At 39.2% G+C, this 15050-nt stretch carries 12 protein-coding genes; 9 read left to right on the forward strand and 3 right to left on the reverse strand.

The window, feature by feature from the left end; genetic code table 11:
• Nucleotides 1-27: 27 nt before the first annotated feature.
• The gene (locus ACYP5M_RS02675) at nt 28-1071 is read left to right on the forward strand and encodes an oxidoreductase (RefSeq protein WP_402942536.1); all 1044 of its coding nucleotides are present in this window, start codon (nt 28-30) and stop codon (nt 1069-1071) included.
• A gap of 466 nt (nt 1072-1537) precedes the next feature.
• Here the strand turns inward: ACYP5M_RS02675 and ACYP5M_RS02680 are convergent, their stop codons facing one another.
• The gene (locus ACYP5M_RS02680) at nt 1538-2725 is read right to left on the reverse strand and encodes an MFS transporter (RefSeq protein ID WP_230176380.1); all 1188 of its coding nucleotides are present in this window, start codon (nt 2723-2725) and stop codon (nt 1538-1540) included.
• Between the two features lie 122 nt (nt 2726-2847).
• Between ACYP5M_RS02680 and ACYP5M_RS02685 the strand changes: the two genes are divergently transcribed.
• The 8 genes from ACYP5M_RS02685 to ACYP5M_RS02720 all read left to right on the forward strand — a co-directional run bounded on the left by ACYP5M_RS02685 (nt 2848) and on the right by ACYP5M_RS02720 (nt 12161).
• Nucleotides 2848-3294 (forward strand): MarR family winged helix-turn-helix transcriptional regulator, encoded by a 447-nt coding sequence (locus ACYP5M_RS02685; RefSeq protein ID WP_101221922.1) that lies wholly within the window; start codon nt 2848-2850, stop codon nt 3292-3294.
• A gap of 291 nt (nt 3295-3585) precedes the next feature.
• On the forward strand, nt 3586-5175 hold the full coding sequence (locus ACYP5M_RS02690) for a long-chain-fatty-acid--CoA ligase (protein ID WP_452445129.1): 1590 nt from the start codon (nt 3586-3588) through the stop codon (nt 5173-5175).
• A 909-nt stretch (nt 5176-6084) separates the two neighbouring features.
• Nucleotides 6085-7188 (forward strand): amidohydrolase/deacetylase family metallohydrolase, encoded by a 1104-nt coding sequence (locus ACYP5M_RS02695; protein WP_434169469.1) that lies wholly within the window; start codon nt 6085-6087, stop codon nt 7186-7188.
• On the forward strand, nt 7166-8278 hold the full coding sequence (locus ACYP5M_RS02700; RefSeq protein WP_459734606.1) for a DgaE family pyridoxal phosphate-dependent ammonia lyase: 1113 nt from the start codon (nt 7166-7168) through the stop codon (nt 8276-8278). The genes ACYP5M_RS02695 and ACYP5M_RS02700 overlap by 23 nt, the downstream gene beginning before the upstream one ends.
• Nucleotides 8275-9030 carry a 2-dehydro-3-deoxy-phosphogluconate aldolase gene (gene dagF, locus ACYP5M_RS02705; protein ID WP_452445132.1) on the forward strand — a complete coding sequence of 252 codons (756 nt, stop codon included), beginning with the start codon at nt 8275-8277 and terminating at the stop codon, nt 9028-9030. Before ACYP5M_RS02700 ends, dagF begins: the two co-directional genes overlap by 4 nt.
• On the forward strand, nt 9023-10036 hold the full coding sequence (locus ACYP5M_RS02710; protein ID WP_260357533.1) for a sugar kinase: 1014 nt from the start codon (nt 9023-9025) through the stop codon (nt 10034-10036). The genes dagF and ACYP5M_RS02710 overlap by 8 nt, the downstream gene beginning before the upstream one ends.
• 16 nt (nt 10037-10052) lie before the next feature.
• Nucleotides 10053-10775 carry a GntR family transcriptional regulator gene (locus ACYP5M_RS02715; RefSeq protein WP_452445134.1) on the forward strand — a complete coding sequence of 241 codons (723 nt, stop codon included), beginning with the start codon at nt 10053-10055 and terminating at the stop codon, nt 10773-10775.
• Nucleotides 10776-10835: 60 nt separating this feature from the next.
• The gene (locus tag ACYP5M_RS02720) at nt 10836-12161 is read left to right on the forward strand and encodes a GntT/GntP/DsdX family permease (RefSeq protein ID WP_101221928.1); all 1326 of its coding nucleotides are present in this window, start codon (nt 10836-10838) and stop codon (nt 12159-12161) included.
• A 213-nt stretch (nt 12162-12374) separates the two neighbouring features.
• Here ACYP5M_RS02720 and yppF read toward each other — a convergent pair whose 3' ends face one another.
• Both yppF and ACYP5M_RS02730 read right to left on the reverse strand, forming a co-directional pair.
• Nucleotides 12375-12557 (reverse strand): YppF family protein, encoded by a 183-nt coding sequence (gene yppF / locus ACYP5M_RS02725; protein ID WP_101221929.1) that lies wholly within the window; start codon nt 12555-12557, stop codon nt 12375-12377.
• Nucleotides 12558-12816: 259 nt separating this feature from the next.
• Nucleotides 12817-14109, reverse strand: a complete 1293-nt coding sequence (locus ACYP5M_RS02730) for an MFS transporter (protein WP_452445135.1) — start codon at nt 14107-14109, stop codon at nt 12817-12819.
• Between the last annotated feature and the right edge of the window lie 941 nt (nt 14110-15050).

A 15050-nucleotide genomic window follows, 5' to 3' on the forward strand; every position in this document is an offset into this window, starting at 1 on the left:
GGAACAAGAAAGCGAGTGGGAACGAAAATGAGAAAAATTAAAGTGGGCATAGTTGGATACGGATTGTCAGGAGCTACTTTTCACGCGCCGTTACTAAGTGTTTTAGGGCAGTTTCAAATAGCGAAAGTTGTCAGCTCCAATAAGGAAAAAGTCCAAAAAGATTTGAAAGATGTTGAAGTGGTAAGCAGCTTAGAGGAGATTCTTGAAGACCCATCCATTGATTTGGCTGTTATTACGACACCGAGTGGTTTACATTATGAAATGGCCAAGCAAAGCTTGTTAGCAGGGAAGCATGTCATTCTTGAAAAGCCAATGGTAGTGGAAGCTTGGGAGGCGGAGGAGCTCATTAAGATTGCCGAGGAAAAGGATCTGCTATTAAGTGTCTATCATAACCGGAGATGGGATAATGACTTTTTGACCGTGAAAAAACTTATGGATGATGGAGTGCTTGGGGAAATCAATACATACCAAGTCCATTATGATCGATACCGGCCTGTGGTCAGGGATAGATGGAGGGAAAAACCAGGTCCGGGATCAGGCATGCTTTATGATTTAGGATCACATCTCATCGATCAAGCACTTCATTTGTTTGGATTGCCGCAATTCGTTTGGGCAGATGTATTTTCCCAAAAAGAAAATGCAGAAACGGATGATTATTTCCATGTAATATTAGGATATGAAAAGCTAAGAGTTATCTTGCATTCAGGCTCAATCGTTCCGTTTAATGGACCGCGCTATCAGGTGCATGGAAGTAAAGGATCATTTATCAAGTACGGTCTTGACTGCCAAGAGGCAGCCCTAAGTGAGGGGAAAAAACCGTTGGATGACTCTTGGGGTGCAGATGAACCCGAATTCTATGGTAAGCTGGTTACGGTTGAAGGTGAAAATGAGACACATGAAACCATTGAAACACTGAATGGATCTTATTTAACATATTACCAGGCAATTGCAGATAGTATATTGAGCGGAAAAAAAGCTCCAGTAACCGCCCAAGAGGGATTATCGGTCATTAAAATCATTGATGCAGCTTTTGAAAGCAGTAAAGGGAAAAAAGCCGTATATATTAAATGAAAATCATTTTCCCCTAATAACAATATAAATGAGAAAAACTGAATGATAAGCGGCCTTATTCTCTATTAGAGGAAAAAGGCCGCTTTTTGTTTTGGTCAAATAAAATCATTAACTTAAGAAGCAAATGGTTTCGATTGTTACGCAAGATTTTGAGCTGTTTCCGCATGAAAATGGAGCGAATATCCAAGAGATTGAAGCGTTACTCGTGAATTAGAGCCATTTACTCGTGAATTCGGATCAAATACTCGTGAGATTCATCCATTTACTCGTGAATTTGAATGTTACGGAAGATTTAGAGCTGCTTCCGGAAAATGGAGGGAATATCCGCGAGATTTAACTTTTACTCGTGAATATACAGTTTTGGAGGATTTCAATTGATATAAAAATCATAAATGAAAAACCCCCGAATGGCGGCTGCTACTCGGGGGTTTTGTTAAGGCATGAAACTTGAAATGCCTTCTAATCTCTAGGATAATGCCTTCGCATGAAGTGATCGCTTTTGCCAAGCCATGGTAATCATCAAAGTAATGAATAAAAGGATAAGGCCCAACATGAACGGGTAGGTAATGTGGACATCATACATCATTCCGGCAAGTGTAGGTCCGAGCACATTTCCAATGCTCATATACGCATTATTCATACCCATTGCAAAGCCCTGTTCATTCCCTGCCATCTTGGAAATCAGTGTGTTAAGAACTGGACGCAAGATGGAAGTGGAAAGGAAGATGATAAGCGAAATCAAAAAGAAAATCAGGTAACTTGTAGCAAAAAGTGATAGAAGGAAACCGATTGCTGCAACACTGATAAAGATATTCAGCACATTCACTTCCCCGAAACGCTGTACAATCCGGTCGACGACAAACAGTTGCACTATTACACTGACGATACCGGTGGCTGTAACCATGACGGCGATGTCCTTAGGACTTGAATTGAATTGATTATCAAGATAAAGACCAATTACAGATTCATATGCCATTAAGCCAAAGCTCATTACAAGAGTAATGATGAGTGGGATGAAATAAGGCATTTTCACGGATAAGGCAATCTTCCGAATCATTGTTTCAGTTTTTGCATCCATGGATTGTGGAACCTGTGCCGTTTCGCTTTCTTTTAAAACAAAAATCGAAAATACAACAGCTGATAGGGATACCAGAGCAGAAATCAAAAAGGGAAACTTCAAGCCAAAGTCAGCTAAAAAACCTCCAATTCCCGGACCGACTACAATTCCCAGGGACATGGCGGCAGATACTAAACTATTGCCTTTGGCGCGTTGATCAAATGTGGTGATATCGGCTACATAAGCAAAAATTGCGGGTATAAGCAAAGCTGCCCCGATCCCGCCGATGATACGTGAAGCATATAATAACCAAATGGAATTGACTGCATAAAAAATAAACATGGATAATGTCAAACCGACCAATCCATAAATAATCATTTTTCTGCGCCCGAATTGGTCAGTCCATTTTCCGGCAATTGGCGAAAAGATAAGTTGTGCACCCGCGAAAATGGCGATCATTAGGCCAGCGGCGGTTCCGCCTTGATTAATGGAGGCCAGGTATGCTGGTAAAATGGGAATGATGATACCGAAACTTCCTATTGCTATAAACATATTGATCATGAGGATAATGATCTTTTTGCGTTGTTCTGCTGACATGGACAGCCTCTCTCTCTCTTTAAAAAATCAATAACCAATTTAATTCGCATGGTTAATTTTTTGATACGTTAATTATGTTATAGTTTTAGATAGATAGTGTCAATAAGAAAGGATTGTCAAACATGAATTCAAGTGAATTGTATAATTTACATCTAGAGATCAGGGAACTAAGCAGACTATCACAAGAATTGGTTGAACCGTTATTGGTTAAATATGATTTAACTTCTGTACAGTATCGCGCATTGCAATTAATAGTCTTGAATGAATCCATAGCTGTTAAAGATGTTTCGAATCATTTGAAGATTAAACCTGCGGCAGGAACTGCACTAATTGATCGGCTTGAACGGAAGAAGTTGATTGAGAGGGTACATAGTGAGGATGATCGGCGGGTAGTTTTTATCCAATCCACTGAAAGTGGAAGGAATACCTATCATTCCATCAATAAGTGTTTTACCAAAATCTTTCGTGACTTTTATAGCGTCCTAAATGGAGAGGAAACGGAACGTCTCAAACAAATCGTTGGGAAGCTTACCGAACATCTGTCGTCATGCATAGAGAATAAAATATAGTCTTCCTGACGTGTACAGTTTCCATTATAATAGAATGAAGATGCACTATATATTTATTAAAGCAGTGAATTTCACTGTTTTAGGAGGTTAATTATCAGAATAATTAAAAAATATTTAGATAAAAACGTCATTCAATGATTTTATTTTGGTGTAAGTAATCCATTAAAGAAGATATGACGGCTGGAAAATGAATATGTATCAAAAGGATAAGAAGTTTTTTTCTCAGGATTCATCATGACGAACCAGGCAGGGTGCTGAATACAAAGAATCTGAAAAGAAGGAGATGGTAAAATGTTTTCCCCATTAACTCCAATGGATTGGAAGCGCAGGGCCGTAAAATATTATCCTCAAAAAGTGGCAGTCATTGATGAAGAGAAAGAGTTTACTTATAAGGAATTCGGGCAGCGAACAGATCAACTTTCCAAAGCATTGCATTCTTCGGGAATTGAAAAAGGCGACCATATTGCAGTAATGTTGCCAAATACGCATTATATGTTGGAATGTTTTTATGGCATTTGTCAAATGGGAGCGGTAATGGTTCCTTTGAATTATAGGCTTGCTGCAGAGGATTTGGAATATATCATCAAGCATAGCGATTCAAAAATGTTGATAGTCGATGAAGAATTCACCGCTCCAATCGAAAAGATCATTACTAGACTATCATTGGAAAAAATCATTATCGTGCCTGTTGAAGGACATGAAACCACTTTACCTGGGATAGACTATGAGAATTTCATTTTGCATGCAAATGATGGTGGTCTGCCAGAGGTTACAATCGATGAAAATCAACTTTTGACTATAAATTACACGAGTGGAACTACTTCAAAACCAAAAGGGGTAATGTTGACCCATCGCGGGAATTACATGAATGCCGCTAATTTCATTTATCACCTTGGAGTGAAGCATGACGATGTATACTTACATACCTTGCCGATGTTTCACGCTAATGGCTGGGGAGGTGTATGGTCGGTAACGGCTACTGGCGGGACCCATGTATGTTTAAGGAAGGTCGATCCCCCTCTTATCCTCAAATTATTCAGCCGTCATAATATTACATTGTTATGTGGAGCACCTACTGTTGTCAATATGTTGGTAAATGATCCTAAAGCAAAGGAAACAAATATCAAAGTGCGTCCAAGGATGGCAACAGCTGGTGCTCCTCCAGCAGCAGCGCTTATACAAAAGGCACAAGAAATCCTTGGTTTGAATATGATCCACGTATATGGATTAACAGAAACTTCCCCTTTCATCCTATATAACGAGTGGAAGGATGAGTTTGAAGCTAAATCGGCGGACGAACAAGCAATAATAAAGGCAAGACAAGGTATTGAATTGGTTTTCAATGGGGAAACGATGGTGGTCAATCAAGAAGGGAAAGAAGTCGCTTGGGATGGAAAGGAACTGGGGGAAATCATCACTCGCGGAAATGTTGTAATGGAAGGATATTATAAGGATCCGGAAAAGACGGCCGAAGCAATTAGAGATGGCTGGTTTCATACCGGGGATCTGGCAGTTACCTATCCTGATGGATATATTGAGATACAGGACAGGGCTAAGGATTTAATCATTTCCGGCGGGGAAAATATTTCTTCAACAGAGGTAGAAGGGGTATTGTATAATCATCCAGATGTTTTGGAGGCTGCGGTCATTGCCATCCCAGACGATAAATGGGGAGAAACGCCTAAGGCAATCATTGTGCTGCAGCCCAATGCAAAAGTGACAGAAAAAGAGATCATTACCTTTTGCCGCTCAAAAATGGCTCATTTTAAAGCACCGACAAAAGTTGAATTCGTAGAGTCTTTACCGAAAACGGCAACAGGTAAGCTACAAAAATACCGTTTGAGGGAAATCCATTGGAAAGGATCAAAAAAGGTAAATTAAAGGCTTTCATCGGAACGGGATATATATTGAGGGGGTGTCATAAAAAGGTAAATCAAATGAAGTACGGCAATTAACAAGACCAAGAATGCTTTTAAATAAGCATTCTTGGTTTTTATATTATGGAAAGCAACATATCCTCTGTAATACTAGGAGGGGATAAATTAATTAACGAGGGCTTCTAAATGAAAGATTTGACTTAATGTAATATATATACGTATTTTAGATAAACTTGGTTTATTACAACTAGCATAACTGATGCATGATAGGCGTGCTTTCCGGAATAATATGCTGCTATTAAACTATTTGGACTGCAAGCAAGTGCATCAGGATGTCCTCAGTAATAATAGCTGATCGAAATTAATTTTAAATGTAAAACATAGACATATTAATTTTATTTATAGCAATAATTATTGGATTAATTTTATGGTTGAATAAAAAGAAAAAAGGATCTAAATCAGTTTATAGACAAAAGGGGTTCTATCTAAATTTTGAAACAAAGCTGATTGGAGCGAGTGTCTTGAGGCAATGTTCAAACCCCCTTTAGTCTGACTTAGAGTTAGTTTTTTTTAAAAAAAACTTATATCAATGGATTTTTGTGAATTCGTTAAAAAAAGGGCGGGAAGAAAAATAGATAATTTTTCTTCCCGCCTTTTTTATGAAAAGCACGAAAATTTTTAAAAAGCCTAATGAGATCATATTATATGAAGAAACTAAGAAGCACATAGAAAAACAAACGATATTATATTAAAAATTCTGTAAACTTAAAACAAACATTATAACGTTATATTGATTAGTTCAGTTAAATATGATAATCTATTTTTGTAAAGAGAAATGAAATGAATTCTTATTCAGTGTAACCGTATACAAAGTACTTGCAATCGGTAGGAAGTATCGAAAAGGATGAGGGAAATGACAGATACGTTAGTTCTGAAGAATGTAAAGATGTTAGAGGGGAATGCAGCGGATATCATACTGGAAAAAGGGATGATTAAAGAAATCGCACTTCCCGGAACTGCAACAGGCAATAAGATAATAGATTATAATCAAAAAGTTTATGTTTCGAGCGGATGGATTGATATGCATGTACATGCTTTCCCGGAATTCGATCCTTATGGTGATGAGGTTGATGAGATTGGATATAAAACTGGTGTAACAACGGTCATCGATGCGGGAAGCACGGGGGCAGATAGGATATCTGATCTGGTTATCAGTTGTGAAAATTCCAAAACGAATGTTTTCGCCTTTCTGAATATTTCGCGGATAGGTTTGAAAAGGATTGATGAGTTATCGGATATTTCATGGCTGGACGAAGGGGAATTAAGGAAGGCAATTTCCAAGTACGGGGAGTTTATCGTTGGACTTAAAGCGAGAATAAGTAAAAGTGTGGTTGGTCCAAATGGTGTCGAGCCATTAAAAATCGCTAGGAAGTTTTCGGCTGAAACTGGTTTACCATTAATGGTTCATATCGGTTCAGGGCCGCCTGATATTAAGGAAGTCCTTGGTTTACTTGAGGAAAAGGACATTATTACACATTTCTTAAATGGTAAAGCGAATAATTTATTTGATGTAAGAGAAGAGCCACTGCCTGAGTTAAGTAAGGCGATTGAACGTGGTGTTCATTTGGATGTAGGTCATGGAACGGCAAGCTTTTCTTTTAAAACTGCCGAAATGGCAAAAAAGCGGGGGATCCGTTTCAATACGATCAGTACGGATATATATCGTAAAAACAGGGAGAATGGGCCAGTTTTTAATATGGCAAATGTGCTTACAAAATTTTTGTACCTCGGTTATCCATTAAAAGAAGTAATAGATGCCGTTACGGTCAATGCAGCAGCTTGGTTGCATAAACCAGAGCTTGGCAGGATTTCAACTGGGGATATTGCGAACTTGACCTTATTCTCGATCGAGAATGAGCCGACTCTTTTAGTTGATTCCGAAGGTGAAAAAAGGATGGCAGAAAAAAGAGTTGCTGTAAAAGGAGTGGTTATAAATGGAGAATTCATTGAACGCTAAATACGGTTTGAAAAGAGTCATCAATGCAAGCGGAAGAATGAGCATATTGGGGGTTTCTGCCCCAACTGACACAGTGATGGACGCGATGAAAAAAGGTGGGCAAAATTATGTTGAAATTTCTGATTTAGTCGATAAGTCAGGCCAGCATATAGCGAATTTGCTTCATTCCGAAGCAGCGGTCGTCGTAAACTCAGCATCAAGTGGAATTGCGCTTTCCGTAGCGGCGATCGTGACTGAAGGAAACAGAAGGAAAAGTGAAAGGCTTCATCAAGATCCCATTCAAAAGAATGAAATCATCATGCTGAAAGGCCATAACGTTCAGTATGGTGCACCAGTTGAAACCATGATTTACCTTGGTGGAGGAAATTTGGTGGAAGTTGGGTATGCAAATGAAGGGAAGGCAGAGCATATTGCTGATGCCATAAATGAAAATACTGCCGCCATTTTATATGTGAAATCGCATCATGCTGTTCAGAAAAATATGATATCGGTCGAAGAAGCGTGGGAAGTGGCCAAAATGAATAATATCCCTCTGATTGTCGATGCAGCAGCTGAGGAGGATTTGGAAAAATATATACAATTCTCCGACTTGGCGATCTATAGTGGATCAAAAGCCATCGAAGGACCCACATCAGGTATCGTTGCTGGCAGAAAAAAATATATCGAATGGGTAAAGGTTCAACTGCACTGTATCGGAAGGAGCATGAAGGTTGGAAAGGAAACTACCTTTGGGCTGCTTCAGGCATTGGATGAGTATTTTGACAAGACAGATAATAGCGAAAAAGAAAAGGCTAGTTTACAAGTTCTCACATCACTTGACTCCATTGATGGCGTAAAAGTAACGATAGTACAGGATGAAGCCGGCCGTGCCATTTATAGAGCCCGCATTTCCATTGATCCTTTGATAACGGAAATAACGGCGAAAGAAGTGAACGAGCAGCTCAAAAAAAATGGGGATATTGCCATTTATACACGTGATTATGGGATTCGGCAAGGCTTTTTCGATATAGATCCGCGTCCATTGCAAGGTGATGATATACATGTCATTGAAGCACAATTAAGAACAATATTAGGAGGAAAACAAGGATGACAAACATAAACAAACGGTTATTGAATGATCGTGTAGCCTTAAATGTACTTGCAAATAGTGTAGAAAATGCAGCGGAAGTCTTTGAAGCAGCGGAAGGCCATGTATTGGTGGGTGTACTCTCAAAGGATTATCCAACTGTGGAAGCTGGTGTTACAGCAATGAAAGAATACGGAGAAGCCATTGATGAGGCCGTTTCAATAGGATTGGGCGCGGGCGATAATAGACAGGCAGCAGTTGTCGCAGAAATAGCAAAATACTATCCAGGTAGTCATATTAACCAGGTTTTTCCGGCTGTTGGTGCCACCAGGGCCAATTTAGGTGAGAAGGATAGCTGGATAAATTCACTTGTTTCTCCAACTGGGAAAGTCGGTTATGTGAATATCTCCACTGGTCCAGTAAGTGCAGGTGCAAGTGAAACTGCCATTGTGCCTATAAAAGCTGCCATTGCGCTTGTTCGTGATATGGGAGGAAATGCATTAAAATACTTTCCGATGAAAGGCCTGAAGCATGAAGCTGAATATCGTGCTGTGGCAAAAGCTTGTGGTGAAGAGGGATTTGCTTTGGAACCAACAGGTGGAATCGATTTAAATAATTTCGAGACCATTTTAGAAATTGCATTAGAAGCAAAAGTGCCTAAAGTCATTCCCCATGTATATTCTTCTATCATCGATGAAGAGACTGGTAAAACGAATGATGAGGATGTACGGAAATTATTGGACATAACAAAAAAATTGGTTGAAAAATATGCCTAAAAGGATTGTGGCATTCGGGGAAGTTATGATGCGTTTGCAGGTACCAGGGTATGAATTACTATCACAGGCTAACACTCTGCAATACTCCTTTTCAGGCACGGGAGTAAACGTAGCTTCTGCGATGACAAAGCTTGGACATGATGGGTATGTTGTGACCAAGTTACCGGATAACCCCCTCGGGGATTCAGCGATCTCAGCTTTGCAGCGCTTAGGAATTGGAAGGGGCTACATCTCCAGAGGCGGCAAATACATGGGGATGTACTTTTTGGAAAATGGATTTGGACAGCGGGCGAGCCGTGTCACATATTCCAATCGACTGGAAAGCAGTTTTAATACAGCCACCTTATCCGATTATGATATGGATATGATTTCGGAAAGTACGGATATTATCCATTTTTGCGGAATCACGCTTGCAATGGCGGAAAATGTACGGGAAAGTATGAAGGCGCTGGCTGGAAAAGTCAAAGAAAAAGGCGGTACAGTCTGTTTCGATTGCAATTACCGTCCCTCTTTATGGGAGGGAGGTTATTCTGACGCAAAGCCTCATTATGAAGAAATGCTTTCTTTGGCTGATATCGTCATGATGAATGAGAAAGACGCCCTATATATTTTAGGAATGAAGTCAGAAGGCTCCACAAGGGAAGAGCAGCTTATTGAGTTGATCCCTGAAGTGGCCAAGAAATTCAATATTCAATCGATAGCAGGGACACATCGTTCAATCAACAGTGATAATAGCCATACACTGAGGGGGTATATATACAAAGAAGAGACATTTTACTTTTCCGATATCCTATCATTTTCCGTATATGATAGAATAGGTTCAGGCGATGCTTACACAAGCGGAATCCTGCATGGCGAATTGCTAGGATATTCCCCTGAAAAGACAGTTCGGTTTGCGGCTGTATCAGGAATGCTGGCATGTACTGTCGTTGGAGATACTCCTTTGGCAACCGAAAAGGAGATACTCTCGGCAATGGAAGGTAAAATGGAAGATATTAAGAGATAAAGGCAGGAGATTAGGAATGAATGTGAACAGAAAAAATGGACCGATGTATTTACAGATAAAAGAAATATTAAAGGATCGTATTTTACATGGGGTTTATGCCATCGACACAAACATTCCCTCTGAGCCTCTTTTGGAAGAAGAATTTAACGTAAGTAAGGTCACTGTCCGTAATGCAATCAAAGAACTCGTTCAAGAGGGGTATGTTGAAAAGAAAAGCGGCAAAGGCACTAGAGTCATAGCTAATGGTTCGATTGTCAAACTTTCCAAAGGAAAGCGTTTCACAGAGCTTTTGGTGGAGGAAGGGCACTCCATTTTAAAAAAGGTGTTAAACATAAGTCATGTTGACCTTTCTTCAGACTCTAAGCTGCATTCTTTATTTGGTGACCATTGCTTAAGTATTGAACGGATATATTTATTGGACAATGAGCCTTATATTTACTTTACACATTATGTTTCACTGGATTTAAACCAAGAAGAAATAGAAGAGGTCCAGATCAATTCTTTGTACCGCTTTTTGGAAGATCAAAACGTCAAACTTGAAATTTTCAGAGATGAGTTTGCCGTTGCTATCGCTCCGGATCACATTTGCGAAACACTGAAAATCGAAAACAATAGTCCAGTACTAAAGAGGATTCGGATTTCCAGTGATGGGGACGGAAATGTTATGGAATACAGTGAAGGATATTACAACACGGTTAAACAGAACTACATTGTGACATATAACGAGCCGGTACAATAATCCTATTTATTGTATTGGTTGGTTTGATTGTAAGCGATTTCTTGGGAATGGGGAGAACATATGGATCTATATTTATTAGGAATCACGCTGATAGCAATCGTAATAGTTATTTTGGGGGTATCATGGTGGAAATGGCATGCATTCATTAGCTTGACTGTAGCCAGTTTATTTTTAGCGGTTTTTTCCGGACTGCCAATGGACAAGATTGTTGGGGCTTATGAAACGGGTGTCGGAGCGGTCCTTGGTCACCTTATTGGAATATTGGCATTGGGTACCATCTTAGGAAAGATGATGTCCGACTCTGGAGCTGGTATGCAGGTTGCTGACTTTTTCATTAATAAATTCGGTGTGAAAAAACTGCCATGGGCCATGCTCTTATCTGGTTTCATCATTGGCATTCCGGTATTTTTCGAGGTTGGTTTAGTAATATTGCTTCCTTTGGTCATTTCCATTCGGAAATCTACCAAAGTGAACATCTTGTTAATTGGTATTCCAGTACTTGCTGGCTTATCGATCGTACATGGGCTGGTACCTCCACATCCTGGAGCCATGACAGCTATTGGAATCTATAATGCTAACATGGGACAAGTACTTCTGTACTCATTGATCATTGCATTCCCGACTGCTGTTATTGCGGGACCACTATTCGCAAAATGGATTCATAAACGGGTTATTCCTGTCGGAGAACCGGAATTGATCCGGGTGGAAACAAAGACAAGTGGATTACCAGGCACTGGAGTTTCGTTCTTCATCATCCTATTGCCGGTATTGTTGATGGTTTTAACTTTAGTGGCGCCTTATCTGCCGATACCGGGTTCCATTGAAAAAATTTTATTGTTTATCGGAAGTCCAGTGATCGCCCTATTAATCTCCTGTTTTGCAGCTTACTATTTCTTGGGCTACAGACAGGGAATGGACAAATCGCTAATTAAAAAGTTGACGGAAGAATGCTTATTGCCATTAGCTTCCATAATCCTTATTATCGGTGCTGGCGGAGGCTTCAAACAAATTTTAATTGATAGTGGCGTAGGGACTGCAATCGCTTCCATGTCTGAGGAAATTTCTTTGTCCCCAATCGTTCTTGCATTCCTTGTGGCCGGATTAATCCGGGTTGCCACAGGTTCTGCAACCGTCGCTTTGACCACGGCGGCAGGGATCGTTTCACCGGTCGTTGCCAATATGACGGGTGTTAATCTAGAATTGCTCGTTATTGCCACGGGAGCAGGCTCACTTATGTTTTCCCATGTTAACGACGCCGGTTTCTGGTTAGTAAAAGAATACATGGGATTAACCGTTAAAGAAACTTTCAAAACATGGACAGTGATGGAAACATTACTTTCCTTCGTGGCATTCGGTTTGGTTTTAATTTTCGATATATTCATATAATTAAAGAAAATTTTTGCAAAACCTGATTATGTAGCATTTACCTCCGTGAACTGTCTTGTTGTGACAAATCACGGAGGCTTTTATTTAGTTATGAACATACTGGGGAGGAAGAAAAGGACCGGCTGTACTCTTAAAGATAGGTCGTTGCAGAAAAAATAGTAATAAAATTCATTCAAAATCGTAGTTATTTTTACTATTGACAAGGGTGTAGTTTCATCCGGGTGACGTTTGTTTGGCTCCTCGAAGATATAAGTCCTGACAGAGACTTTTATATTGCAAGATTGACAGCTTGCCGTTTACATATTCATTCTGAATATAATCCAATAATTCATTGGCATGGTTAGGCTTTTGACGTTTTTCCTGAATATAATGGAGAATTAAAACTTCTATATTCACACACTCACCTTACTTGACAAGTATTTTTTTCCATTAACAATATAACATGGGTATTCAAAAAAATATCATTTTTTGAATATTTTAACTATCGACATATTTATACAAATAAAGGATTGATTCGGAATAAGCGGTGGAAAATTTTATCGGGAAATGCAAAAAGAACGATATTGTACCGACTTGATTTTAGGCACAAAAAAGCCCTTGATAATTCAAGGGTTTTTTTGTTGATTTAGGTCATAAAACTGATTTTGCAACGACTTCATGCTTGTATCTTTTGTACAGGTAAAGGTGATAAGCGCAGTTCTGCGGATTCTCTCTTAATGGAGAATAAATAAGCTGCCAAGCCTAAGAAGGCTGTAAAAATCAGCATGGCGATCGATGAACTGAAGTCCCCGCCGGACAAGTCACGAAGCCATCCCATGATATAGCTCGAAAAGCCGCCCATGATATTCGTGAATCCAATTAGACCAGCGGCTCGTCCTGCTGTTTCAGGTGTTGAGTATTTTACCATGAGCATATTACTTAGATGGAACACACCGCCTTGACATCCCATTGCCAGTCCCATACATAGTCCGGCCAAAATAGGATTCGGGATGAAGACAGCTACCGTCAAAAAGACAGCCGTCAATGAAAATAGAATCGTGGCCATCAAACTTGGACGTCTGGTTTTGTCAGCCAGAAAACCGCATGCCAAGACAAATCCTAGAGCGAATAGCCAGGAAAGAGAAGTAATGCTCGACATTCCTTCCTTTTCGAATCCTTTTGCTTCAATGAGGTATGTAGGAAGCCAAATGCTGATTCCGAAAAATAAGAAGGAGCATACGAGCATGCCGAACCAAACGATCCAGAAACGATAATCTTGTGCGAAACTCTTCTTGTTCTCGGAGGGGGCGGTTTCTTTCATTTCATCATCCGTTTGGCGAATGAAAGCCAATTCCTCCTTACTTATACGGGGATGCTCTTCTGGTGTATTCCTCGTCATAAAGATGAACATCGGGATATTTATAAATAAGTTGAAAGCTGCAAGCATAAAGAAAGCTGCTTGCCAGTGGAGTAAAGATATCACGAGCACCAAAACTACGGCTCCCATTGCCGGTCCTAAATAGTTTCCGGTGAGCCAAGATGCCTGGGCCCTACCCAATTCGCGTTTATGAAACCAGTTAGAAATGAGCTTTCCGGAAACCGGAATCATCATCCCTTCACCAAAACCAAGAATTATCCTGCTAATTAAAAATATTTCATATGAATTTGCCAGGCCTGACATAATCATCGTGAGTGTCCAAACGAATAAACCGGCGATGGCTGTTTTTCGTGCACCTAATTTATCAATGATGAAGCCCCAAAAAAGATTTGAAACTCCATAAGCAATGGTGAATACAAAAGATAGAAGACCGATCTTTGCATTTTTGTCATCGCCTGTCATACCTAGTGCATGCAAGAATTCTGGATCTGTTTGAATGATGGAAATGCCAACCTTATCAATTTGTCCGAAAAACCAAAAGAAAAAAATTGGAACGGCAATATACAACCATCTTTTTTGCCCATTTAACATAATACCATCTCCTTATCGCTCTTTAGCATTCCGCAAAATACTTATATTTGAGAATAAGTGTTTTACGGTTTTCCTTTAGAAAGGTACTAGTTTTGATTATTCATTTAAGAGCTAAATCCCGCCTTTCTTTATAATTTTGATAGAAAAAAAGGAATAGTGTGTTTTGTAAGGAAAACAAAGTTTTACTTTCTTAACGATAAATTAAAATAATTTGATTGTCAATTTAATATTTTGACAATTTTCTATTTTTAGAATAAATAATCTTATAAGCGCTTTCAGTCCAAAGGCGAACTCTGTTTCATCCTATTGAGTAGGAACTCCATCAAGCAAGTACTTAAAATGGAAGTAATCTAATACTTTGTGTCCAAAAAACAAATTATTATCAAATTATTAAAAATTCTGACTTGTTGATATTGAATTTAAAATCAGGAAAATCTATAATTCATTTATATTGTTTTATATATGAAATACTTAATATGGAAAATTTTGTTGGCAAAGAATATCGATGTATTAAAATTTATTTGTTTTTACTTTTATAATTGGTTATATTTGGTTGTGTAACAAAGAGCTGGTCTTTCGATACGTCAATTACGCTGAGCATTCCAAATAGTTTTATATATGTAAATATGCTTTAATTGACACATATACACTATTCTATTTATACATGAAGAGTAAAGGATTGTAAGGTAGAAATGGTTGCCAATTAGAGTACTGCCTGATTCATTATCAGGAATTGCAATTGTTATCCTGCAGTGTTGGGAAACACGGTGACACCAGCTCGGGTATCGCTCTTGGCTTTTACTAGCCGTTTTCCGGAAGTGGTGAAAGCGTTGATTATATCTGATGTGACTCGTTGGACAGCTGTTGTTAACATGAAGGAAAGTAAACGGAAACTTCTGATTTGATTACAATCCATCGAAATGTGATCGGATGAACTTGCA

The organism is Peribacillus sp. N1 (assembly GCF_054600815.1).